19 protein-coding genes are annotated in these 26,236 nt (G+C 34.2%); 9 read left to right on the top strand and 10 right to left on the bottom strand.

Annotated features, from left to right (window positions below; translation table 11 throughout):
* A complete protein-coding gene (locus JM658_RS03080) occupies window positions 1–945 on the bottom strand; it encodes a carbohydrate kinase family protein (protein WP_236957758.1) in 945 nt (314 codons plus the stop codon).
* Between the two features lie 51 nt (window positions 946–996).
* On the opposite strand from JM658_RS03080, the gene JM658_RS03075 reads away from it, so the two are divergent.
* The gene (locus tag JM658_RS03075; protein ID WP_236957757.1) at window positions 997–1,728 is read left to right on the top strand and encodes a metallophosphoesterase; all 732 of its coding nucleotides are present in this window, start codon (window positions 997–999) and stop codon (window positions 1,726–1,728) included.
* Window positions 1,729–1,774: 46 nt separating this feature from the next.
* Here JM658_RS03075 and JM658_RS03070 read toward each other — a convergent pair whose 3' ends face one another.
* Together JM658_RS03070 and JM658_RS03065 are read right to left on the bottom strand one after the other, a co-directional pair.
* Window positions 1,775–2,296, bottom strand: a complete 522-nt coding sequence (locus JM658_RS03070) for a hypothetical protein (RefSeq protein ID WP_236957756.1) — start codon at window positions 2,294–2,296, stop codon at window positions 1,775–1,777.
* A gap of 4 nt (window positions 2,297–2,300) precedes the next feature.
* Window positions 2,301–3,221 carry an OmpA family protein gene (locus JM658_RS03065; protein WP_236957755.1) on the bottom strand — a complete coding sequence of 307 codons (921 nt, stop codon included), beginning with the start codon at window positions 3,219–3,221 and terminating at the stop codon, window positions 2,301–2,303.
* A 442-nt stretch (window positions 3,222–3,663) separates the two neighbouring features.
* Between JM658_RS03065 and JM658_RS03060 the strand changes: the two genes are divergently transcribed.
* Window positions 3,664–4,653 (top strand): acyl-ACP desaturase, encoded by a 990-nt coding sequence (locus JM658_RS03060; protein ID WP_236957754.1) that lies wholly within the window; start codon window positions 3,664–3,666, stop codon window positions 4,651–4,653.
* Window positions 4,654–4,708: 55 nt separating this feature from the next.
* Here the strand turns inward: JM658_RS03060 and amaB are convergent, their stop codons facing one another.
* Entirely contained in the window at window positions 4,709–6,262 is a 1,554-nt protein-coding gene (gene amaB / locus JM658_RS03055; RefSeq protein ID WP_236957753.1) for an L-piperidine-6-carboxylate dehydrogenase, read from the bottom strand.
* Window positions 6,263–6,490: 228 nt separating this feature from the next.
* Here amaB and JM658_RS03050 point away from each other — a divergent pair, with 228 nt between their 5' ends.
* On the top strand, window positions 6,491–8,830 hold the full coding sequence (locus JM658_RS03050; protein ID WP_236957752.1) for a TonB-dependent receptor: 2,340 nt from the start codon (window positions 6,491–6,493) through the stop codon (window positions 8,828–8,830).
* A 12-nt stretch (window positions 8,831–8,842) separates the two neighbouring features.
* Complete coding sequence (locus JM658_RS03045) at window positions 8,843–9,883, top strand: PepSY-associated TM helix domain-containing protein (protein WP_236957751.1); 1,041 nt, start codon at window positions 8,843–8,845, stop codon at window positions 9,881–9,883.
* 33 nt (window positions 9,884–9,916) lie between these two features.
* Here JM658_RS03045 and JM658_RS03040 read toward each other — a convergent pair whose 3' ends face one another.
* Window positions 9,917–10,459, bottom strand: coding sequence for a 3-hydroxyanthranilate 3,4-dioxygenase (locus tag JM658_RS03040; RefSeq protein WP_236957750.1), 543 nt, complete (start codon window positions 10,457–10,459; stop codon window positions 9,917–9,919).
* 62 nt (window positions 10,460–10,521) lie between these two features.
* Window positions 10,522–11,016 (bottom strand): CAP domain-containing protein, encoded by a 495-nt coding sequence (locus JM658_RS03035; RefSeq protein ID WP_236957749.1) that lies wholly within the window; start codon window positions 11,014–11,016, stop codon window positions 10,522–10,524.
* 148 nt (window positions 11,017–11,164) lie between these two features.
* Here JM658_RS03035 and JM658_RS03030 point away from each other — a divergent pair, with 148 nt between their 5' ends.
* From JM658_RS03030 to JM658_RS03015, 4 genes are all read left to right on the top strand, one after another.
* A complete protein-coding gene (locus JM658_RS03030; protein WP_236957748.1) occupies window positions 11,165–12,232 on the top strand; it encodes an isoaspartyl peptidase/L-asparaginase family protein in 1,068 nt (355 codons plus the stop codon).
* Window positions 12,233–12,312: 80 nt separating this feature from the next.
* Window positions 12,313–17,847: an alpha-2-macroglobulin family protein gene (locus JM658_RS03025; RefSeq protein ID WP_236957747.1), complete on the top strand. Its 5,535-nt coding sequence runs from the start codon at window positions 12,313–12,315 to the stop codon at window positions 17,845–17,847.
* Window positions 17,826–20,252, top strand: coding sequence for a penicillin-binding protein 1C (gene pbpC / locus JM658_RS03020; RefSeq protein ID WP_236957746.1), 2,427 nt, complete (start codon window positions 17,826–17,828; stop codon window positions 20,250–20,252). Before JM658_RS03025 ends, pbpC begins: the two co-directional genes overlap by 22 nt.
* Window positions 20,253–20,300: 48 nt before the next feature.
* Complete coding sequence (locus JM658_RS03015; RefSeq protein ID WP_236957745.1) at window positions 20,301–21,956, top strand: glycerol-3-phosphate dehydrogenase/oxidase; 1,656 nt, start codon at window positions 20,301–20,303, stop codon at window positions 21,954–21,956.
* A gap of 76 nt (window positions 21,957–22,032) precedes the next feature.
* On the opposite strand, the gene JM658_RS03010 is transcribed toward JM658_RS03015, so the two are convergent.
* A complete protein-coding gene (locus JM658_RS03010) occupies window positions 22,033–23,034 on the bottom strand; it encodes an NAD(P)H-dependent glycerol-3-phosphate dehydrogenase (protein WP_236957744.1) in 1,002 nt (333 codons plus the stop codon).
* 398 nt (window positions 23,035–23,432) lie between these two features.
* On the opposite strand from JM658_RS03010, the gene lysM reads away from it, so the two are divergent.
* Window positions 23,433–23,930, top strand: coding sequence for a peptidoglycan-binding protein LysM (gene lysM, locus JM658_RS03005; protein WP_236957743.1), 498 nt, complete (start codon window positions 23,433–23,435; stop codon window positions 23,928–23,930).
* A gap of 156 nt (window positions 23,931–24,086) precedes the next feature.
* Here lysM and nadD read toward each other — a convergent pair whose 3' ends face one another.
* The 3 genes from nadD to JM658_RS02990 are packed head-to-tail and all read right to left on the bottom strand — an operon-like array spanning window position 24,087 to window position 26,235.
* Complete coding sequence (nadD, locus tag JM658_RS03000) at window positions 24,087–24,671, bottom strand: nicotinate (nicotinamide) nucleotide adenylyltransferase (protein ID WP_236957742.1); 585 nt, start codon at window positions 24,669–24,671, stop codon at window positions 24,087–24,089.
* Between the two features lie 45 nt (window positions 24,672–24,716).
* Complete coding sequence (gene gmk / locus JM658_RS02995; RefSeq protein WP_236957741.1) at window positions 24,717–25,316, bottom strand: guanylate kinase; 600 nt, start codon at window positions 25,314–25,316, stop codon at window positions 24,717–24,719.
* Between the two features lie 46 nt (window positions 25,317–25,362).
* Window positions 25,363–26,235, bottom strand: a complete 873-nt coding sequence (locus tag JM658_RS02990; protein WP_236957740.1) for a YicC/YloC family endoribonuclease — start codon at window positions 26,233–26,235, stop codon at window positions 25,363–25,365.
* Window position 26,236 lies beyond the last annotated feature (1 nt).

Raw genomic sequence — 26,236 nt, 5'->3', positions numbered from 1 at the left:
TCACACCCCAACTTGATCTGCGGTTGGCAATGCATTTATCGCACCGAATTTTGTGGTTGTTATCGCCCCCGCTTTATTGGCTATTGCTATCATTTTTTTAAGCTTCGAAAAATCATTTATTGTTTCTGAAATATTATCCTCTAATGAAAGTTGATATAAAAAACACCCTACAAAAGCATCTCCTGCTCCAGTAGTATCCACAGCGGTTACCGCAATACTTTCTATAATAACATTTTCGTTCTCTGTACTTAAAAATGTCCCTTTACTCCCTAATGTAACAGCAATTAATTTTACTCCATGCAAATGAAGTGCTTTACACGCATCCAATAAAGTTTCTTTTCCAGCTATTAAAATAGCTTCCTCTTCACTGAACTTAGCGAAATTTGCCTTTTTTATATATGGAATGCATTTTTCAATAAAAACATCTGAATTTCCTTTCCATAGATCTGCTCTATAATTAGGGTCGAAGCTAATGAAAGCATTTTCTGAAATAGCATCTTCCAAATATTGATGATATGCCGTTTCTAGCGAACCGCCCAAAAAACTGGTAGCCGCTCCAAAATGAACAATTTGATTTTTTAAGTCGCTTGCTAACTCCTCCTGATGGACCAATTCTTTATCCGCTCCTCTACTAAATACAAAATCACGCTCTCCATCTTCAGCAATTGAGACAAATGCTAATGTTGTAAATATATTAGACCGTTGGAGATTTGTTATTCCTACTCCATTTTCCTTAAGGGTTTCAGCAAGAAAATCTCCAAAAGCATCTTGACCAACACAACCTACAAACTCACTTTTCCCATTTAGCTTTGCTATTGCAGCAGCTACATTTGCTGGTGCTCCGCCTGCTTTCTTTACAAAGCTACTTGCAATAGATAAATCTGCTCCTTGGTTTTCAGCAACAAAATCTATTAACAACTCTCCTACACAATAAACTTTTTTCATTCCCAAACTTATATCGTAATTTCACCATAAATATACTTTAAAAGTGACTTCATGACAAAAAGAACGCTTGTAATCGGTGATATTCATGGTGCATTTCGCGCTTTAGAACAAGTTTTATCCCTTGCTAATGTTACCGAAAATGATACGCTAATTTTTTTAGGTGATTATGTAGATGGTTGGAGTGAATCACCACAGGTAATAAATAAACTTATCTCATTAAGAAGCTCTAATGAATGTGTTTTTATAAAAGGGAATCATGATGCCTTATTTCTTGACTGGCTTATTACGCAAAAGGATAATGAGTTGTGGTTATTCCATGGAGGCAAAGCAACGCTCGATGCTTATAATAAACTTAGTAAAACGGAGATAAATATCCATATCGATTTTTTTAAATCTCTAGAAAACCATTATTTAGATGATAAAAACCGTCTTTATATTCATGCAGGATTTACAAATTTACATGGTGTTGATAAAGAATATTTCCCTGAAATGATGTACTGGGACAGAACTCTTTGGGAAATGCTTTTGGCAATGGACAAAACGTTAACTGAAGACAGCCCTTATTACCCAAAGCGATTAAAACATTACAAAGAAATTTACATCGGACATACGCCTACCATAAGAATCGGGGAAACTACACCAGTAAATATCGATCGTGTTTGGAATATGGATACTGGAGCTGCATATAAAAGTCCGCTTACGATAATGGATGTGGACACAAAAGAATATTGGCAAAGTGACAATGTAAATGAATTGTATCCTGATGAAAACGGAAGAAATTAAAAAACCCTCTGTAAAAGAGGGCTTCTGTATGCTTAACAGGTAAATTTTATTTACCTCCTTTTAACTCGCCTTGCCACTTATGGAGCTCGGTCCACTTACCTTCATAAGCTAATTTTGCTTGCTCTGGCCAGGTTCCAGGTTTATGAATTTCGTATGCTTTTCCTCCAGATTGTAAAACTTCTGTACATTTTTGCACACTACATTCTGATAAGTCTTTCCATGTTTTAATTCCTTTTGAATGAAAAAGCAGCTCTATTTTAGGGCCTATTCCCTCCACAATTTTAAGATCGTCTTGCTTTATTTTTTTTCCGAATGCAGCTTTAGCTAATGTAGCGTCAAAAGGAAGTAAAGTAGCAGAAGTATTTGGAGATTCTGTAGCTGCTATCGACTCCGAGGGTTTTAAAGCTAATTTCGATCTACATTCGCTTAAATCTGCCTCTAATTTATCATACTTCTTTTGCCAAGCTCCTATTTCATCAGTATTATTAGAAGATGACTTACCTAATAAATAACCTAAAATAGCACAAATAACACCTACTATTATCGGAATAATTAAACACCAGTTCATATATTTAAATTTTGGATGATTCTTTTTTTATGGTAATTACTGTACGACGGTTTTTGGCACGCCCTTCAATTGTACTATTATTAGCTACGGGGTCTTCTTCTCCTTTAGAAAGAGTTTCAATACTTCCCGCAGGAATTCCATTTCTCACTAAATATGCTTTAATAAACTCCGCCCTTTCTTTCCCTAAAGCTATATTATTAGCCGTATCACCGGTATTATCCGTATAACCAATAATATGTACAGAAATATTATCAACCTTATCTAGCGCCTTCACTATGTTCATATATTTAGCTTTCTGATCTTTATACAACTTTATTGTACTCTCACCAGTTTCAAAATATAACACAATAGGATTCTTAATAATATCTGCAACAATAGCTTCCGCATCTTCAAAATCTGAATCACTCGAAATCACAAAAGACACAGGACCGATATAAATACTATCACTATCTTGAATTACCAAATCTGGTTTTAAATCTCCGGAAGTATTGATCTTTTTTGAAGACACTCCTTGCGCAATTAAATGATTTTTAATAGCATTTGCTCTTGCCATTCCTAAGTTTGGAAAAGCAGAATTGTTTTTTTCAGAAATTGAATAAAACCCATTTATGTTTATAAACTTACCGTTATTCTGATTGATATAATCTTTTAATTCATCAACACCTTTATCTACACCTTCTCCCAGAGGCCTTAATATTACGAAGTCAGATTTATTAAAATTATAATTGTCATTTGTAGTATAATTAAAATCTCCCGTACTATCTTTTATAACCATCGGATTTACTAGTGGAGTAGATTCTTTTGGCGATACAATTTCTTGGTTTTTATCAGAAGTGACATTTACCGCCTCACAGCATAAAATCCAATTAAAAAATGAACCTACTATAATGGTCAGAATAATACCAACTAAATATGTTGATTTCATATATATGGGTTTGATTTATAATTTCTTACACTCAAATTTAAACAAAATCTTAAATGATTACTCGAAATATATAAAAAACTTTAAATCAATTAGTTATCATAACATTAAAAAAACATAATGTACATTTTTATTTCGTATCTTTAAGTTACCCTCAAAAGAACTTTAATAGTTCTATTTTGTAACCTATATTAGCCAACTTATATTATTATCCTGAATTGTTATTTAGAGACCTTGCGTTAATGGAGATGGAAACATTTAAAAAGCCTGTTGGAGGTAATTTAAAATAAACAAGGAATCGCTAAAAGTATCATTTAATTATACTTAATTAGGTGTAAAATCGTGAAACAGACCCTATAAAAAGGGAAAATACTATAAATATCTTAAAGTGTTCGTATTTAATTTATAGAAATACGATATTTACCAACATAAAAACCAGAACAACATGTCACTACATAATATTAGACTTGAAGTAATGAGAACCATCGAGAAGAGAGTAGACTCTTTTCTTGAACAATATCTTATTCCTGCTGAAAAAATATGGCAGCCTACAGATTTTCTTCCGGACTCTCAAAGTGAAAACTTCTTTGAAGACGTAAAAAAAATTAGAGGAGAGGCGCAAGAATTAGGATACGACTTCTGGGTAGTACTCGTTGGAGACACTATTACTGAAGAAGCATTACCAACATACGAATCTTGGTTAATGGATGTAGAGGGTGTAGACCAGCAATCTAGAAATGGATGGTCTAAATGGGTTCGCCACTGGACTGCAGAAGAAAACAGACACGGAGATGTGTTGAACAAATACTTATATCTTTCTGGACGTGTAAACATGAAGGAAATTGAAGTTACAACACAACATATGATTGCCGATGGTTTTGATATCGGTACAGGAAGAGACCCATATAAAAACTTTGTATACACTTCTTTCCAAGAGTTAGCAACCAATATTTCTCACAAGAGAGTTGGACAACTAGCTAAAAAGAAAGGAAATCCGATGCTAGCAAAAATGTGTAATATTATTGCTGGGGATGAAATGAGACACCATTTAGCATACCGAGAATTTGTAAAAACGATTTTTGAATATGATGCCAGTGAAATGATGATTGCTTTTGCTGATATGATGAAGAAAAAGATCGTAATGCCTGCACAATTTGTAAGAGAATCTGGGGACCACATCGGAAGTGCCTTCGAGAACTTCTCGAATGCAGCGCAACGCTTAGGTGTTTACACTACTTTTGATTACATTAATATTCTTGAAAGATTGAACCAATATTGGGAAATCGATAAGATTAGAGAATTAAATGATAAAGGAGAGAAAGCTAGAGATTATTTAGTTGCTCTTCCTGACAGATTAAAACGTATTTCTGAAAGGATGTCTACTCCTCAAGATCCACATATTTTTAAATGGGTTGAGGCAAATGGAGTTTTATAAAACAAAAAAGCGGAGTTGTTAATTCAACTCCGCTTTTTTTTATATTATTCCCTGACTACAAATCAAATTTTATTCCTTGTGCTAAAGGTAGTTCTGTAGTGTAATTAATAGTATTTGTTTGGCGTCTCATATAAACTTTCCAAGCATCCGATCCACTTTCGCGACCTCCACCTGTTTCTTTTTCTCCACCAAAAGCACCTCCAATCTCGGCACCACTAGTTCCAATATTTACATTCGCTATCCCACAATCCGATCCTTGATAAGATAAAAAGTGTTCTGCTTCTCTTAAATTATTGGTCATAACTGCAGAAGACAATCCTTGTACTACACCGTTTTGAAGCTCGATAGCATCTTCTATACTTCCTTTATACTTCATTAAATAAAGAATAGGAGCAAATGTTTCATGCTGAACTATTTTATAATCGTTTTTAGCTTCTGCAATGGCTGGTTTTACATAACATCCACTTTCATAACCTTTGCCTTCAAGCACTCCTCCTTCAACTAAAATAGTACCACCTTCTTTTTTAACTTCATCTAAAGCCGTTAAATAATTATTCACAGCATCTTTATCGATAAGTGGCCCAACATGATTATTTTCATCCAAAGGATCTCCAATTCTTAATTGCTTATACGCTTCCACCAATGCATTCTTAACTTTATCATACATGTCTTCATGCACGATTAGTCTTCTCGTAGAAGTACAACGTTGCCCACAAGTACCAACAGCTCCAAATACAGCTCCAATAACCGTCATCTTAACATCAGCATCTGGCGTAACTATAATAGCATTATTTCCCCCTAATTCCAGTAAAGATTTTCCTAAACGAGCAGCTACAGCTTGCGCTACAATTTTCCCCATTCGGATAGATCCTGTTGCAGAAACCAATGGAATTCTTTTATCATTTGTAAGCAACTCTCCTACTTTATAATCACCTGTAATTAAACAAGAGATTCCTTCTGGCAGATTGTTCGCTTTGATAACATTACCGATTAATTTCTGACAAGCAACAGAGGTTAATGGTGTTTTCTCTGAAGGTTTCCAAACGCAAACATCTCCACAAACCCATGCCAAGGCAGTATTCCAAGCCCAAACGGCAACAGGGAAATTAAACGCAGAGATAATCCCAACAATTCCCAAAGGATGGTATTGTTCGTACATTCTATGCCCAGGACGTTCAGAATGCATGGTAAGACCATGTAACTGACGTGATAATCCTACTGCGAAATCGCAGATATCTATCATTTCTTGAACTTCTCCTAAACCTTCTTGATATGATTTCCCCATTTCATAAGAAACCAATTTTCCTAAAGCATTTTTATGCGTTCGCAATTCTAGACCAAATTGACGCACTATTTCTCCACGCTGAGGCGCAGTTACTTTTCGCCACTCTTTAAATGCTCCTTCCGCCGTTTTAATTACTTTTTCATAATCTTCAGCAGTCGTTTGCTTTACTTTCCCTATTACAGCTCCATCTACGGGAGAAGTAGAAATTAACTCTTCACCAGAAGCAAACCATTCGTTTCCTGTAGAAGTTCCTAAACTATTGGACTCTACTCCTAACTCTTTTAATGCTTCAGATATTTTAGATTCCTTTATATTGTTTGTCATATTTATAACTTTTTAACTTCATTTTGTTTCAATAATCACGAAAATACAAATTCTTTATGTAAAGATGTAATCAGCAGCATAAAATAAAGCTATTAATAGTAGAACTCTTAATCATTACAGTTCATTGTAATTTTAGAAAAAATTAAGAATTAACAATGATATTTTTGGATAAGAATAAAATGACTGTACATTTGCGCTTATTTTAAAAGAATCTAAATAAGAATAAGAATGAAATATTTCGCATTTTTACTGTTTATCATCAGTTCAATAACTATATACGGACAAGATGGAAGTATCCGAGGAAAGGTAACCGATAACACCAATGAACCGATTCCTTATATTTCAGTTACAATAAAAGAAAATAATAAGGGTACCACTACTGCAAACAACGGTACTTATGAAATAAACAATATTGAGAATGGTTCTTATACTGTTAGATTCTCTGCAATTGGTTTTTCTACAATCACTAAAAAAGTAGACATACAAAACAATACTTCTATAGAACTAAATGTTGTTTTAGAAGAGTCTATGGAGCAACTAAATGAAGTTGTTATTACCTCTAACAGAACAAGAGAAACATTGGACGAAGTAACATCTTCTGTTTCTGTTTTAACCTCTAAACAAGTAGAAAACTTAGCACAAACTAGTAATTCTGTTGCTGATGTACTTACAGAAGTCCCTGGAATGTCTCTAAGTTCAAATCAAACAAGTAGCACAGGACAAACGCTAAGAGGTAGAAGAATGTTGGTGCTTATTGATGGAATTCCGCAATCTACACCATTAAGAGCAGGAGGAAGAGATGTAAATACTATTGATCCGAGCACTTTAGAGCGTGTAGAGGTTATAAAAGGAGCTACTGCTATTTATGGAAATGGTGCCGATGGTGGTATTGTAAACTACATTACTAAAAAGCCGCATGCTACAAAGAAAATGGAAAGCACAACCTATATTGGTGCTGAAGGTGCTTTAGTAGATATTGATAATACGGTTGGTGCTAAAGTTACTCAGACTTTTAACGGTCAGATTAATAAACTAGGATATGTTGCTAGCGGAAGTTTTAGACAAACAGGAGTTTATAAAGATGCAAATGGTGAGGTTATCTCTCCTTTCTATGGGTTAGGTGAAACAAGTCAATATAGCTTATTTGGTAAATTAAATTATCAGTTTACCGAAAAGCAAAGGGTTGAATTAATGTACAATTACTTCAGCAGCAATCAAGATACAGACTACATTCCGCAAGTAGGAGTTTATGGTGAAACACCAACTATTGGAGTGCTTGGTGAAGATCTAGGAGAAGACCAAGGAAATAGATACAACCATAACGCTCAACTAACATACGATTATGATGAGATTTTTGGTAAAACAGATTTCAGATTAAATCTATACATGCAAGATTTTAAAACTGTATACGGATATACAGATAGTTTTTACGATCCTAACCTAGGATATGATGGCGGACAGTCTTCTATATTATCATCAAAAAAAGGAGCGCGTTTTAATTTAAATACTTCGTATTCTTTTGGAGAGGTAACGGGTAATATTCTTTATGGTGTAGATATTTTAAATGACAGAACATCTCAAGAATTAGTTGATGGCCGTGAGTGGGTTCCAGAAATGGACATGACAAACTTTGCTCCTTATGCCCAGTTGAAAACAATCTATAAGAATTTTGTTTTAAAGGCAGGAATAAGATTCGAAAACATAAATATTGATATTCCAGACTACACAACACTTACAAGATATAATGTTGGTGAAACTACTCCAAACAGCGGTGGTGTAGATATTACTGGCGGAGAGTTAGATTATAATGCAACTACTTTTAATGCAGGGTTACGTTACAACAAGTGGAGCGTATTTAAGCCTTTTATTAGTTTCTCACAGAGTTTTTCTATTGCGGATTTAGGGAGAACACTACGTTCTGCAACGGAAAATACTGTAAGCGAAATTAACTCTGAAGCAGTAATTGCAAATAATTACGAAATAGGGTTCAATACACATTTAGGAAGAGCAACAAGTATTAGTGGAGCATACTTTATAAGCACATCAGATTTAGGATCTACATATAGCGAAACAGAAAGTGGAGCTTTCGAGATCCTACGTCAGCCAGAAAAAGTATATGGATTTGAGCTCTCATTAGACACTGAAATAGCTAGAAATGTAAACTTTGGAACTTCTGTTTCTTATACGGAAGGAAAAATAGATAGCCAAGATAGTGGTGATTACGACACTTATATGGGAGGAGATAGAATTCCACCAGTAAAAATTGTCTCTTATGTATCTTACAAATGGAACAATAGATTTGATGCTCGTTTAGCTTATATTTACAGCGGTGACAGAGATCGTTTCGTGCCAAGTTACTCTTACGGACAAGGACCAGTTGATAGTTTTGGGGTATTAAACCTTACCACCAATTATGACTTAACCGAAAACACAAAATTGGGATTAGGTATTAAAAACTTACTGAATGAAGATTATTACAATCTAATTTCTCAATGGAACGCAAGAGATTCTAATTACATAAAAGCTAACGGAACACAATTTAATGTATCGCTAACTATAAACTTATAGTAGGGTAACTATATGAACAACAGAGTCCTTTTAAAATACCATTCATACTTTGGTATCATTGCAGGTATCATTCTATTTGCTTTGGGTATTACGGGCTCTGTGTTAGTTTTTACAGATGATATTGACCTTCTTATTTTTGAAAAATATGAGGTTAAAAGTGAAAGTGAAGCACTTCAACTAGATAAGGCTATTAGTGAAGTTCAGAGAGAATTTCCTGAATGGAGCACAAGGATTATTAAGTTTGAAAAAGGAAAAACCATTCTTTTTAACTTAAGAAGGCCTGAAGCAAGAAAATATGCTTTTGTAGATCCCGCTACCGGAAAGATTACAAATGTTATCAGTGCTACGAGCCATTTTACAAAATGGATTCTTAAGTTTCATTATTCCCTCCACGCAGGAATAACTGGACGTGTTCTAATTTTCATTGCAGGAATAGCTTTTTTCTTATCTCTTATTACTGGGATAATCCTATATCGAAAAGTAATCATAAAAACGCTTCTTTTTAAAATTAAAGTAAAGAGTAATAACAAACGTAATTACTATTCGGCATTACACCGTTATGTAGGAGTTTGGTCTTTATTATTAAATTTAGTGATTGTATTTACAGGGGTATTTCTTGCGTATAAAGTGGTAACCTCTGGACTTAAAAAACCTGTTGAACCTACACCTCCAACAGTAGAAACTTCTATGGAGGCAGCATTAAAAAACATAAAAAAGGAGCATCCAGATTTTACTCCAACGTATCTTAGACTACCAAGTTCTAAAGAAGGGAGCATTACTGTAAATGGTATTTTTAAAGGTGATTCTTTTTACCTTAGCGAATACTACAATAAGATTTCTGTTGACTATAAAACAGGTGAATTAATTGGTGTAAATAAAATTGAAGAAGCAGATTTCTCAACTAAATTTAATAGCAGTATCCTTCCCCTCCACTATGGACAGTACGGAGGAATCTTCAGCAAAGTTCTATATTGCTTAATAGGGCTCTCTGGCCAATTTCTTTCTATTACAGGTTATTTTATCTGGCTTAAAAGAAAAAAACTGATTGCTTAATGCAATTAATGTTTATACTACTGAATTTAAACCCTAATCATCATTAGAAACATAACGTTCATCAACTGGCATTACAGTGCCACAGCTATCACATGTTCGCAATTCTTTACTACTATAAAAATGTTTAAAATGTTTTAGAAAGTCTTTTTCAATATCATTTAAAGGAAAACGAACTTCGTACAGCTTATTATTACAATTATCGCAAAACCATAATAATCCATCTTCAATATCAAGCTTATCGCGTTTACGTTCTACAACCAATCCAATCGAACCTTCTTTTCTAACAGGACTATGAGGAACTCCTGCAGGATGCAAGTACATATCTCCAGGACCAAGCTCCATGATTTTCTTCTCCCCATCATCTTGAACATGAACTTCAATTGTACCCTCTAATTGATAAAAAAGTTCTTCGGTTTGATTGTAATGATAATCTTTACGAGCATTAGGCCCCGCCACAACCATTACGATATAATCATCCGATTCTTTATATAGATTTTTATTCCCAACAGGAGGTTTTAAGAGATCTCTATTCTCTTCTAACCATTTATTTAAATTGAAAGGTTTTATAATTGCCATTGTTCTTATAATTGAAGTATAAAAGTAAACAACTTAAAGAAAAAAGCAGGAAATCTAATCAATTATTTAATCTGATCCTTGATAAAAATCTGGGTATAATAAAGGACACCTTCACTATTTTGAGCTACAGAAACGGCTGTATGAGAATAAGAACCTACTAAGTTTATATAATGTCCTTCACTCAAAATCCATCCTTCAACAACGTCTTTTGCTGTAGTATATCCTTTGGCAACATTTTCGGCCACCTTTATGGCATTTGTAGATTTAGAAAGTGAGGATGCTCTTTCATCAAAAGAATCATGATTTAAACTCCCAGTACGAATCATATAATGAGTTTGTGCTTCCGCATACTGGTATGCGTCCTCACTATAAGCAAGCGCATTCAACCCTTTACTTACTCTAAACTTATTAACTTCTTGAATCACTTGTTGCTCTAAACCTTCATTAACAGCAATTGTTAATTCTTCTTGTTGCATTTCATCTTCTATATTGTCATTCCCACAGGAAACAACAGATAAAAACAACATCAAACTCAAAAAATAAAGATAACTTTTCATCTGGCAAATTGTATTAAACAATTATGTGTCAGAAATGGGACACCATGAAAAGTCCTTTTTTTAAAAAGAAAAAGGCGACAAGTTGGGAAAGAGATGGGAAAAAAAGTAATTTAGTAACTATCTAATCAGTTAAATATAATCATTATTTATGAAACATCTGAATTTTCTGCTACTATTTGTAGTTATTTTCTTCTCATGCGAAAACAAAAACACTACAAATGCTCCAGATCAACCTACTGCTGATAAAGAAAATAATACTGAAAATAACTTCGGAATTATTATTCACGGAGGAGCAGGAACCATCTTAAAAAAGAATATGAGCGATTCGCTCGAAGTTGCCTACAAAGCTAAATTAGAAGAAGCTATAAAAACAGGATATGCAATTCTTGAAAAAGGTGGAAGTAGCTTAGATGCGATTGAAAAAACAATAAATGTAATGGAAAACTCTCCTCTTTTTAATGCTGGAAAAGGAGCTGTATTTACCAATGAAGGAAAAAATGAACTAGATGCTTCCATTATGGACGGTAAAACACTAAATGCTGGAGCTGTGGCTGGTGTAACTACAGTTAAAAACCCAATTAATTTAGCGAGAGCTGTAATGGAAAAGTCGGAGCATGTTATGTTTGCACGAGAAGGTGCAGAACAATTTGCAGAAGAGCAAGGTCTAGAAATTGTAGACCCTTCTTACTTTTATACTGACAAAAGAATGAACTCTTTAAAAAGAGCACAGAAAAGAGAACAAGTAGAGCTAGATCATGATGATAAAACTGCATTCTATGATCCCTTTATTAAGGATGATAAATTTGGAACTGTAGGCTGTGCTGCTTTAGATAAAAATGGAAATTTAGCAGCTGGAACATCTACAGGAGGAATGACAAACAAACGCTGGGGGCGTGTTGGAGACGCTCCAATTATAGGGGCAGGAACGTATGCTAACAATAAAACTTGCGCTGTATCATCAACAGGGTGGGGAGAATATTTTATTCGTGGTGTAGTTGCTTATGATATTTCTGCAATGATGGAATATGGCGGTAAATCTCTTGCAGAGGCTGCTAAAATAGTAATCCAAGAAAAGGTTCCAGAAATGGGTGGCGATGGTGGTATAATTGCAATAGACCATAAAGGGAATATGGCTATGGAATTTAATACAGCTGGAATGTATAGAGCTTCTATTGATAAAAACGGAAAACTAGAAATTGCTATTTATGGCGAATAGCTCCATTTATATTTCAATACCTTTTTTAAAATATTAAAATCAAAAATTAGTACTGACTAACATCCTTCAAAAAAACAATTATGCAAATACAAAAGATATTTTTTTTCGTTTTAGCAATTCTCATCATCGGTTGCAAAAACAAGAAGGATGATATTCAGCAACAAAAAGAAGAATTATTTAAATACAGAAATTACATATCTGATGTTTCCACAGGAATCATTTCTACTAAATCTGATATTCGTGTAGTGCTAAGAAACCCTTCAGAAAAACTTTCTGACAATAAAGTATTAGATGATAAAATATTAGATATTAGTCCCTATGTAGATGGTAAAGTGGTTGCTTTAAACAATCAAACTATTGCTTTTATTCCTGAAAAAAGACTTAAACAAGACACTGAATATACGCTAGAACTCAATCTAGAAGCTTTTATTGAAGATCTACCTTCAGAATTTGAAGAGTTTACCTTTAAAGTGAAAACTCTCAAGCAACAATTTAATATTACAACTTCCAATTTACAATCATATAGCAGAGATTGGCAGTATTTGGAGGGGAGCCTTCGTAGCAGTGATGTTATGGATTTGGAGACTGCAAAAAGTCTTGTGGCAGCATACCAGAATAGTAAATCCCTCGCTATTAAATTTGATGGAACTATAGACGAAGGAACACAAATCCCTTTTAAAATCGATAGTATTCAGCGATTTGAAGACGACTCAGAATTAGAGATTATTTGGGATGGAAATTCTCAAGGAATTCATGATAAAGGGGATACAAAAGTAAATATCCCTGGAAAGAACAACTTTTCTATTGTTGAAGTAAATACTTATGAGGGTGAGAATCAATATTTCGAAATCAATTTCTCCGATCCTATAAAAAAGTCTCAGAATTTAGAAGGGTTAATTACACTTGAAAATGTAGATAAACTGAAATTTATAATTGATGGAAATGTTATAAAAGTCTATCCTAATGAAAAAGTTCAAGGTGTAAATAGTTTAAATATTTTTCAAGGAATAGAAAGTGCTGAAGGCTATAAACTAAAAAATATTTTCAGTGAGAATATTGCTTTCGAACAATTAAAACCAAATGTTAGACTTTTAAGTAGCGGAACAATTCTTCCCAACTCTAACAATCTAAAAATTAATTTTGAAGCCGTGAATCTAAAAGCAGTAGATGTAACGGTTATTAAAATCTACCAAAATAATATCTTACAATTTCTTCAACAAAATGATATCAACGGTGGAGGAAACTTGCGTTCCGTAGCAAAACCTGTAGCAAAAAAGGCCATCCAATTACAAACAAACCTTACTAAAAATACTGGTAATTGGCGAGCATATGCACTCGATCTTCGTGAAATTATCACTCCAGATCCAGGAGCGATATACAGGGTAGAATTCTCATACAGTAAAAAATATAGTTCCTATTCTTGTGGTGCTGATGAGAATGAAACTTTCGAACTTAATGATTTCGATAATTTTAAAGAAGAAGTAAATAACTCTGAAGAATGGACGCCTACCGCCAGCAATAGCTATTGGGATAACGACTATTATTATGATTATAATTGGAGTGAACGTGAAGATCCTTGTAAAGATTCTTACTATTACGATAAGACAATAAAAACAAACATTATTGCAAGTGATATTGGTCTAACAATTAAAAAGGGAAAAAACGAAAGTTACTTTATCAGCGCTAATGATATTATCACCACAAAGCCGCTAGCTGGCACAAAAGTAACCTTCTACAATTACCAACAGCAGCCTATTGGATACGGTATTACCGAAACAGATGGGACTACAATGTTTGATGCAGAAGCTCCAGCCTTCTTTGTAATTGCAGAGCGAAACAATCAGAAAACATATCTTAAAATAAACGATGGGAATGCATTATCGGTTAGTAAATTTAACGTCGCTGGGGCAGAACTTAAAAGAGGTCTAAAAGGATTTATTTATGGGGAACGTGGTGTTTGGAGACCTGGAGACACCCTGTTTTTAAATTTCATTTTAAATGACAAAAACAATCCTATTCCAGATAGCCATCCTGTTAAGTTCGAATTAAGTGATCCTTACGGAAAAATAGTTCACAAAGAAATTAGAGCAAATGGAATTAACGGTTTCTATAATTTTAATGTAGCTACAGACCAAGACGCTCCAACAGGAAACTGGCTAGCTAAAGTGAGCATTGGGGGAACATCGTTTTCAAAAACACTAAAAATAGAAACGATAAAGCCTAACCGTTTAAAAATAAAAGTAGATTTTGATAAAGAATTGCTTTCCTCAGACGAAGAAATCAATGGGAATATGTCTGTTACTTGGTTGCATGGTGCAATTGCGAAGAACTTAAAAAGTGATATTAAAGGTCGTTTTTCAGCAACAAAAACTACTTTTGAAGATTATCAAAACTATATTTTTGATGATCCAACCATCCGTTTTTCTTCTGAAGATCAAACGGTTTTCGACGGGAAGATAAATTCAGAAGGGAAAACCAATTTTAGACTTTCTCCACAATTGGAAGAGAAAGCCCCTGGGATGCTAAAGGCCACTTTTATCACTAAAGTTTATGAAAACGGAGGTGACTTTAGTACTGATGTATTTTCAAAAAATTACGCTCCATACGATACTTATGTTGGACTTAGAGTTCCAGATGGCGATACAAAAAGAAGTATGCTTCTTACAGATGAAGAACATACTTTTGAAGTAGCTACTGTAGATAAAAACGGAGCTCCGAAAGCGGTTGATAAACTTAATGTATCTGTTTATAAAATTGATTGGCGTTGGTGGTGGGATACTTCCGAAGACAACTTATCTAGTTTTAACGGTAGCAATTATCAAGAGGAAGTATACAAAACAACAATAGCCACTAATAGCAGCGGTAAAGGGACTTTTAAATTTGAAATTAAATATCCTGAATGGGGTCGTTATTTGGTAAGAGTTGAAGATGAAGAAGGTGGGCATGCCACTGGAGAAACTGTATATATAGATTGGCCAGGATGGGCTGGAAAATCTAAAAACCAAGACCCTGAAGCGGCCACCATGCTTGTATTCTCTTCTGATAAAGAAACTTATAATGTTGGCGAAAATGCAATTATAACATTTCCTTCTAGTGAGCAAGGGCGAGCTTTGGTTACTGTTGAAAATGGAAACGAAGTATTAAAATCAATGTGGGTAATTCCTGAAAAAGAGGAAACTAAATTCGAGCTTCCAATCGAAGCTCTTTACGCTCCAAATGTATACATTCATATTTCATTATTACAGCCGCATGCTACAACATTAAATGATGCTCCAATACGAATGTATGGAGTAATTCCGATTACGGTAAATGATCCTAAGACAATCTTGGAGCCAACTATCGCGATGCCAAATTCATTAAAACCGGAAGAACATATCAATGTAAAAGTGGGAGAGAAAAACGGGAAGGCTATGACCTACACTCTTGCTATTGTAGATGAAGGCTTACTCGATCTTACTCGTTTTAAAACGCCAAATCCATGGGATACTTTTTTTGCTCGTGAAGCTTTAGGAGTAAAAACTTGGGATATTTATGACGATATAATAGGTGCTTTTGGAGGTCGTATAGATCAAGTATTTAGTATTGGTGGAGATGGAATGGCAGCTGGAGCAAAAAATAAAAAAGCCAACCGCTTTAAACCGATGGTTGTTTATTTAGGACCTTTTCAATTAAAAGAAGGAGAAACAAAAACTCATGACATCCTTATTCCTAAATATATAGGAGCTGTAAGAACCATGGTTATTGCAGGAAACGTTAAGGAAAATGCTTATGGAATGGCAGAGAAATCTACTCCTGTAAAAAAACCATTGATGTTATTAGCATCAGCGCCAAGGAAAATAACTCCTAAAGAAACGATTACTGTTCCTGTGACCGTTTTTGCTATGGAAAAGAATATTAAAAATGTAACTGTTTCGATAAAAGATAACAATGCTTATGAAATTATTGGAGATAAGACAAAAACCGTTACATTTTCTGACCCTGATGAAAAAATGGTTTATTTTGATCTCCAAGTAAATCAGATTACAGGAATTGGAGAAATAGAAGTTAGTGCAACTGCAAATGGCGAAAAAGCTAATTATAAAATCGAATTGGATGTATTCAATCCAAATCCTAAGTCGACCATAACTCAAGAAATCACTTTAGATGCAAATGCTACTGAAACTATAAATTTAGAAACTTTCGGAATCGAAGGCAGTAATAGCGCGCAGATTGAATTTTCTACGCTTCCTCCTATGGATTTCACTAGCAGACTAGAATATTTAATTAGATATCCACACGGATGCATTGAGCAGACGACTTCAGCAGTATTTCCGCAGTTATATCTAGCAGATATTTTTGATCTTACTATAGATAAGAAACAGCGTATCCAAACCAATATCGAAAAGGGAATTAAACGTCTTAGTAATTTCCAACTTCCAAATGGAGGATTCTCTTATTGGCAGGGACAAAATGCTCCTAATGATTGGGGAACTTCCTATGCAGGACACTTTTTATTAGAGGCTGAAAGTAAAGGATATGTATTACCAATTGGATTTAAAGAAAAATGGATTCATTATCAGCAGCAAGAGGCAAAACAATGGCGGTCTTCCAGCTCTTCATCAGACTTGGCGCAGGCATACAGACTCTATTCTTTAGCACTGGCTGGAAAACCAGACGTATCTTCTATGAACAGATTACTAGAGACACCGAATATTTCTAACGAAGCGAAACACAGACTTTCTGCAACATATGCTATTATTGGGCAAACTCAAGTTGCAAAAACAATTTTTAATAATGCTAATATCGATTTTCAACCTGTAAATTACGACTCATATACTTATGGTTCTACTGAAAGAAATATAGCGATGGCATTAGAAACATTGGTGCTTCTAAAAGAGAAAGGACGTGCTCAAGAAATGGCAAAGAGCGTAGCTAAATCTCTAGTTTCTGAAAAATGGATGAGCACACAAACTACGGCATATAGCCTTCTAGGAATGGCCAAATTTGCTGATTATATTGGTGGTAAAGGGATACAAGTATCATACAATGTAAATAGCAATGGTACTAATAATGTTAATTCAGGAAAAACACTTGCTAATAGGAATCTCGTTATTAAAAAAGGAAGCAATTCTATCACGCTAAACAATAAAGCTGATAATACACTTTTTGTAAGAGTATTGAATACAGGAAAGCTTCCTGTAGGAGAAGAAAAAGCTGCTCGAAGAAACCTAAATGCACTTGTAAGCTTTAAAGGAAAAGACGGAACGCCTTTGGAGGTAAACAAATTAACGCAGGGTACAAATTTTATTGCGGAAGTAACCATAACAAATACTAATTCTGAAGCACTAGAAAATGTAGCCTTAACCGAAATATTCCCTAGCGGATGGGAAATAATTAATACCCGCTTTACCGATTTTGGAGCTTTTGAAGAGAATCAAGTTAATTATACAGATTTAAGAGACGACCGTGCAAATTTCTATTTTGATATGGGCGGGAACAAAAGTAAAACCTTTAGAATTCTTTTAAACGCATCGTATTTAGGAAAGTATTATTTACCAGGGATCCAAGCAGAAGCAATGTATGATAATGATTATATGGTGAGAACAAAAGGTAAATGGGTAGAAGTAGTTCAATAAAAAATAAAGAACCTAAAAGCGACTCCATAAACGGGAAGACATCAAAAATTAATCGAATACTAACATTTTTGTTCGTAAAACACCGAATAAAAAGTGTTGTAATTATTGGATTGTTAATTGCATACTATTTTGCACTTCCGAAGCAACTTTTTAACAATCCAACCTCATCGGTTATTGAGAGTCGTGAAGGACGGTTATTAGGGGCTCAAATTGCAAGTGATGAGCAATGGAGATTTCCTGCAAGCGATAGCGTTCCTATAAAATTCAAACAGTGTATTACACAGTTTGAAGATGGCTATTTTTATAACCATCCAGGATTTAATCCTGTTTCTATGGTAAAAGCTTTTATTGCTAATGTAAAATCTGGAAAAGTTGTTCGCGGAGGAAGTACGCTTACACAGCAAGTAATTCGACTCTCTAGAGATGGTAAGAAAAGAACCTATTTTGAAAAAATAATAGAGCTCATCCAGGCAACCCGTTTAGAACTTAGGTATAATAAAGAAGAGATTTTAAGCCTGTATACTGCTCATGCCCCCTTTGGTGGAAATGTAGTTGGCTTGGAGGTTGCTTCTTGGCGCTATTTTGGGATCCCAGCAGATAAATTATCATGGGCAGAAAGTGCTACTCTCGCTGTATTGCCAAATGCTCCAGCACTGATTTATCCAGGAAAAAATAAAAAACGTTTATTAGAAAAACGAAATCGGTTACTAAAAAAGCTACATCAAGAAAACATTATAGATTCCCTAACTTATAAACTAGCGATAACAGAAACTCTACCAGAGAAGCCATACGCATTACCTCAATTAGCACCACATTTTTTACAATATACAGCGACGAAGAAAAGAGGAAAAAAACTAAAGACTACTGTAGATTATGAACTTCAAAAGCGAACCAATAATATTGTAAAGAGGCATTACGAAACATTACGTCAGAATCAAGTTTTTAATGCTGGTGTGCTCGTTTTAGACATCAAAACCAAAGAAGTATTGGCATATGTGGGAAACACTCCAACAACCAAAAGTCATCAAAAAGATGTAGATATTGTTCAGGCACCGCGCAGCACAGGAAGCATTTTAAAACCCTTTTTATACGCTGCTATGTTAGATAGCGGTGAGTTACTTCCTAACACGCTAGTTGCCGATGTGCCTACACAAATTGCAGGTTATAAACCCACCAATTATAACGAACAATATACTGGCGCTGTACAAGCAAAAAAAGCATTAGCCCGTTCTTTAAATGTTCCCGCGGTACGCTTATTACAAGATTATGGCTTAGATAAATTTAGAGAACAATTAAAGTATTTTAATCAAAAAGACATTAATAGATCCTCCGATTATTACGGTCTTTCCCTCATTTTAGGAGGTGCAGAGAGTAATCTATGGGATTTATGCAAGGCTTATGCTGGGATGGCTTCGACTGTAAATCATTATACAGAAACATCAAGTGAATATTTTTCAAATGAATTTGGAGATCCTATTTTCCTTCAACAGAAAAAATATAACTTCGGAAAAAAGACACAAGAAAAATCCGTTTTCGATGCGGGTAGTTTTTTTCTAACCCTTGAAGCTTTAAAAGAAGTAAATCGTCCTGAAGGGGAAGAGGCTTGGGAATTTTTCGATTCCTCAAAAGAAATTGCTTGGAAGACAGGAACCAGTTATGGAAACAGAGATGCTTGGGCTATTGGAGTTACCAAAAAATATCTAGTTGGCGTTTGGGTTGGAAATGCCGATGGCGAAGGAAGGCCTGAACTAACGGGTGTAAACAGTGCGGCTCCAATATTATTTGATGTTTTTGACGCTCTTCCAAAAACCACTTGGTTTGATACTCCTTTTGATGCGTTGGCAGCAATAAAAGTATGTAGTGATAGCGGTTATTTAGCCGCTCCAATTTGTCCTAAAACGGAGGTAAAAGTTCCAATTTCAGGAACTAATTTTAAGGTCTGCCCTTATCATAGGCTCATCCATTTGGATGCTAAAAAGCAATTTAGAGTGAATAACTCATGTTATCCAATGGATAAAATAATTACAGAATCTTGGTTTGTTTTACCCCCATTAATGGAGTTTTACTACAAAAGCAGCAATGCAAATTATAAAAGTATACCTCCGCTAAATATCGCTTGCAAAAATAATGACGAACTTTTAATGGATTTTATATACCCTAAAAACAATAATAAAATTATTCTTACCAAAGGTTTCCGTGGAAAAACGAATGAAATTATTTGTAAAATTGTTCATCCTAGAAGGAATGCAACGGTTTTTTGGTATTTAGATGATGTTTATATTGGGGAAACGAAAACTTTCCATGAAATAGCTATTCTCCCTTCTGAAGGGGAACATCGAATTACCGTTATTGATGAGCTAGGAAATGAAAAAACGGTTCATATAGAAATTGAAAAAACTTCTTAATATTTAGAAGCGTAAAAATTGTATATTTCTTAAAGGAAAAAGCAATAGATGAAATTATATAACTTCTCAAATCTCCAACGGGCACAAATAACAGAAACGTTAAAAAGCACAACATTCGACCTTATCGTTATTGGAGGTGGTATTACAGGTGCTGGAATACTTTTAGATGCCGCTTCAAGGGGATTAAAAGTGGCTCTTGTAGAAAAAGAAGACTTCGCCTCAGGAACGAGTAGTAAGTCTACCAAACTTATTCATGGCGGACTACGCTACCTCAAGCAGTTCGATTTTTGGCTTGTAAAGGAAGTTGGTACAGAGCGAGCGATTGTACATAAACTAGCGCCGCATCTGGTAATTCCTGAAAAAATGTTACTCCCTTTAGTTGAGAATGGATCTTACGGAAAATGGCTCACTTCAATCGGATTAAAAGTATACGATTTATTAGCACAAGTAGAGGATGAAGATCAGCGGCAAATGGTAGATAAAGAAAAGGCAATGACTTTAGAACCCTTGCTTCCGAAGAAAATTTTAAAAGGTGCGGGTTATTATGCTGAATATAGAACTGATGATGCTCGGTTAACCTTAGAAAATATTAAAACAGCCTTACAATACGATGCAACAGCAATAAACTACACCCAAGTAAATGATTTTTTATATGAAGATGGGCAAGTAAAGGGTGTTGCCGTAACAGACAATACAACTGGAGATAAATATGAAATCCATGCTAAATATGTAATCAATGCTACTGGACCTTGGGTGGATGATTTACGCCTTATAAACAACTCCAAAAAAGGAGACAGTTTACATCTTACAAAAGGAGTACATCTCGTTTTTAAACACGAGAAGTTTCCAGTGAAGCAATCGGTATATTTTGATGTTCCAGATGGCAGAATGATATTTGCAATTCCGAGAGGTAAAATAACATACGTAGGAACCACCGATACAAACTACACGGAGAATAAAAATGAAGTCTATACCAATTTAACTGATGCTTTATATATTATTGAAGCAGTGAACCATATGTTTCCAACTGTGAACTTATCATTGAAAGACATCCAATCTACTTGGGCAGGCTTAAGACCTTTAATTCATGAAGAAGGCAAATCTCCTTCAGAGTTATCTCGGAAAGATGAAATCTTTATTTCTGAAAGCGGACTTATAAGTATTGCTGGTGGAAAGCTCACTGGATACCGAAAAATGGCCGAGCGTACTGTCGATAAAGTTACTAAAAGGATTGAGGAAGATTTTTCTATAAAAATTCCGAAATGCAACACAGATAAAATACCTCTTTCTGGGGGACCATGGAAAAACTATAAAGAAGTAAAAAAATATAAAAAGGCACTATACAAACGTCTTCAAGACGATGGATTCTCAAAATATGACGCTTTATATTTAGTGACTACATACGGTAAGCAAACAGATGAGATTTTAAAAATTTATGAAAAACTTATCGATAGTGATGCCTACCAGAAACTCCTAAGAGCAGAATTTTTATTTTCGGCAAAATACGAACTTGTAGAAAACCCAATAGATTTCTTTATCCGAAGAACAGGGCGTATGTATTTTGATATTGAAAGTGTTAAAAAATATCTTCCAGCAATACTTCAAGAATACAAAGAGCTGTTTAATGTTGAAATATCCGAAGTAGAAAAATATAGAGATGAAATTTTAATGCTGATTAAAAAGCACAGTGAAATTAAAAACTAATTTCAACAAAAATCCCACTAGCTCCTCTATAAAGAATTAACTAGTGGGTTTTTAAATAAGTATATAACTGTCGTTGTTAATCTAATTTTTCAGTTAACTTTAAAAACGTTTGCTTAGGGTCTTTTCCTTCATAAAGTACAGCATGAACTGCATCAATAATTGGAGTTTTAGACTTACGTTTTTGCTTTGATGTGATAATATGAGCGCTTTTTGTAGCATAATACCCTTCAGCAACCATATTCATTTCCATCATCGCACTTTTAACGGTATACCCCTTTCCGATCATGTTTCCAAACATTCTATTTCTACTAAAGATCGAATATCCAGTAACTAAAAGATCTCCTAAATAGGCTGAATCGTTAATATTACGCTTCATTTTATGAATCCTCTTAATAAAACGCTTCATTTCTCGGATAGCATTACTCATTAAAACAGATTGGAAGTTATCTCCATAACCTAATCCATGAGCAATTCCTGCGGCAATAGCATATATATTTTTAAGCACCGCAGCATACTCCGTACCTATAATATCATCACTAATTTTAGTTTTAATATATGGTCCAGCGAGTTTATCTGCCAATGTTACCGCTTTATTCTCGTCTGAAGAAGCCACCGTAATGTATGAAAGACGTTCTAAAGCAACCTCTTCAGCGTGGCAAGGCCCGGTAATGATTCCGATTCTATAGAAAGGAACTTTATAAAGCTCATTAAAATATTCTCCTACAATAAGTCCGCACTCAGGAACAATCCCTTTAATTGCTGAAAAAACCACTTTATCATCTAGAGAGGCTGTTAATTTAGTGAGCTCTTCATGTAAAAAAGCAGATGGAATAGCGAAAATAAGATAATCAGCATATTCCACGATTTCATTTATGTCTTTACTAAGCTTCAGCTTGTCTGTATTAAACTCTACAGAGCTCAAATAATTTGGATTGTGCTGATTTGTTAGAATGTGGTTTATAGCATTTTCATTACGCATATACCAACCTACTTCATCTAAGTTTTCACACAACATTTTCACTAATGCTGTAGCCCAACTACCGCCACCTAAAACAGCAACTTTTATCGTATTATTCATCCGTTTTTCATTCATTTAAAAGTCAAATGTAATTAATTTTTAAAATATGATATTACTTATTGATTATCAGTAGTTTAATTTTTTATTTACAAATAAGAAAGTATTAAAACATCTTTAACAATAGATTATGAGTTCTCATACAATTATATGTTGAAATACACCGTTTAGTAAGTATAGAATTGTTCTATATAATTAAGTAAAGTTAGTTGATTTTTTTGGTTGGTTATTTTAAACAAAGCCGCTTTTTGATATTTCAAAAGGCGGCTTTGTTCTTTGTCGAAAATTATACTTCCAATTGTTTATATATCCTTCTTTATATTGAATAAATTCTTTGTTTTGGCGTGATAATTTTCGTAAATTGGTAGCTGTTAACTTTCAATTTAAAAAAAAGATAAACAATGGGATTATTTTCATTTATTAAAGATGCTGGAGCAAAGATTTTCGGAGGAAAAACTTCAGCAGAAGAAGCTGCGGAAGCAGCAGCAGATAAAGCAGCTGCAATAAAAGCGGCAAATACAGCAGCAGCAGCTAGTCTTACTGAAACTATCGGCGATTTAGGCTTAAAAGTAGAAGTTTTAAATATTGAAATTTCTGGAGATACTGCTACGGTAAGAGGAAAAGCATTTAATCAAAGTACCAAAGAAAAAGTTATTTTAGTTGTAGGAAATAGCGCTGGAATAGCTGTTGTAGATGATTTACTAGATGTTGAAAATGTAGAGCCAGAAGCACAATTTCATACAGTTGTAAGCGGAGACACATTAGGAAAAATTGCTAAAAAATTCTACGGGAATGCTATGAAATATCCTGAGATTTTTGAGGCTAACAAACCTATGCTAACCGATCCTGATAAGATTTACCCAGGTCAAGTTTTACGTATTCCTGTTATAAAAGGATAACTTTGACTTAAAATACATTTCGAAGCTCAGATTTTACATCTGGGCTTTTTTATTTGGCACAAATTAAAGGTTGAAGGAATTTTAAAAATAAATTCTGTACACAAGAAAATTAGAAGTTTTCAGCTTCCTATATTCTTTTTAGAGGATATTTTTAGTTTATTTATAAAAATTCATTAAATCAATATATTCCCAAACTTTAGCATTCAGTAAAGGTTTAATATTCTTCTGTTCTGCAATTGCATTACGAATAAAAGTAGAAGATATCTCCATAATTGGCGCATCTACCTTATTTATACTAGGATGTGAATCGAACCTACTCTCCTCTGTTTGCCCCTTTGTAATACGTGGATAAACATAAATATCATTCTCTTTTAAGATAACATCATGATTTTTCCATTTATGAAAGTTCTTAAGATTATCTTCTCCCATGATTAAAGAAAAATGATGTTTAGGATACTTTTCCTTTAAATATACAAGCGTATTTACCGTATAATTAGGTTGCGGTAATCCAAATTCAATGTCACTTGGTTTAAGCTTGCTATAACCTTCTGTAGCACGATAAACCATTTCCAAACGATGATGGTTATCTAGCAAAGTGCTTTTCTTCTTTAATGGATTATGAGGAGTAACAACAAGCCAAACTTCGTCCAAATCGCTAAACTCTACCATATGATTTGCGATAACCAAATGCCCCATATGGATAGGATTGAATGTTCCGAAATATAACCCGATTTTCTTCATCTAAATTCTTATATACTCTTTTTGGCTCTTATAAAAAGTTAGTGGTTACTTTTTATCTAAACCTATAAAATCTGCTACAAGATCGTAAGCTTCTTTTTTTGCAACATCCAAATCATAATTTTTAATGATTTTATCAAATTGAGGAGCCGTTGCTAGCTCCACAGAAGCTTTAGCGATACGCATATTGATCTTATCGTCGCTTTCTGTTTTTCTTTTCTTAAGTCTTATTTTAAGCTCATCTACACTTGGAGGTTTTACAAATACAGCAAGTGTCTGCTCTGGGAATTTCTTTTTTATTCTAAGTCCACCAGAAACATCAATATCAAAAATAACATTCTTTCCTAGCGCCCAGATTCTTTCCACTTCACTCTTTAATGTTCCGTAGAAATTATCTCGGTAGACTTCTTCCCATTCTAAGAAATCGTCATTCTTAATATGATCTTTAAAATCCTTCAGTGAAAGAAAATAATAATTCTCTTTATCCACTTCTTCTCCCCTAGCTTCTCTTGAAGTAGCAGAAATAGAAAACTCTAAATTTAATTCAGGATATTCTAACAGATGCCTTACAATGGTTGTTTTACCACTCCCCGAAGGAGCTGAAAATATAATTAGTTTTCCTCCCTTTCCGGTATTACGATCTTGCATAGGTGACTTATTTTGCTTTAAAAATATTTATTATCGCTTGTAAATACTACAATACGTTTAACATCTGTTCTTTAATTTTCTCCAATTCGTCTTTCATCTGAACTACTAATTGTTGCATTGGAGCATAATTAGCTTTAGAACCTATGGTATTTATTTCTCTTCCTATTTCCTGACTAATAAAGCCAAGCTTTTTCCCGTTGGAACCATCAGAATTAAGCGTTTTTAAGAAATAATCTAAATGGTTTGCTAAACGCACCTTTTCTTCTGTAATATCGAATTTCTCTAAGTAATAAATAAGCTCTTGCTCGAAACGATTTTCATCTACATTCTCTTTTATATCTGCTACAGCTCTATCTAAACGCTCACGAACAGCGGCTAGCCTTTCAGCATCTATAACCTCAACTTGTTTAAGCAAAGAGAGTATACTTTCAATTCTAGAAACAAAATCTCTTTCTAAAACAGCACCTTCTTGCGCACGGAAAACATTAATATCTTTAAGCGCTTCAATTACAGCATTCTTAATTATTTTATATTCCTCTTCATCAATCTCTTCACGCTCTGCCTTTAATGCATCTGGCATTCTTACAGCCATCTTCAATAACTCAACATCATCATTTTCAGTGAAATTAGAAGAATTCACCGCACGTAATTGTTCCATGTATTGCTTAACAACATTCACATTTACTTGCGTATTAGAAACCTCTCCCGTTACCTCCACAAAAAGACTAAAATCTATCTTTCCTCTTTCAAGGCTATTTGCAATTACATTTCTTAGCTCTATCTCTTTAGCTCTATATGCAGAAGGTATTCTAGCATTTAGATCTAAATTTTTACTATTTAATGATTTTAACTCTACTGTGATTTTTTTTGAAGGAAGCTGAATGATATTCTTCCCAAAACCGGTCATTGAATGTATCATG

The sequence above is a fragment of the Joostella atrarenae genome, assembly GCF_021764745.1.
GTDB lineage: Bacteria > Bacteroidota > Bacteroidia > Flavobacteriales > Flavobacteriaceae > Galbibacter > Galbibacter atrarenae.
Note: the sequence above shows the minus strand (reverse complement) of the source record. Positions and strands in the feature narration are given on the sequence as shown.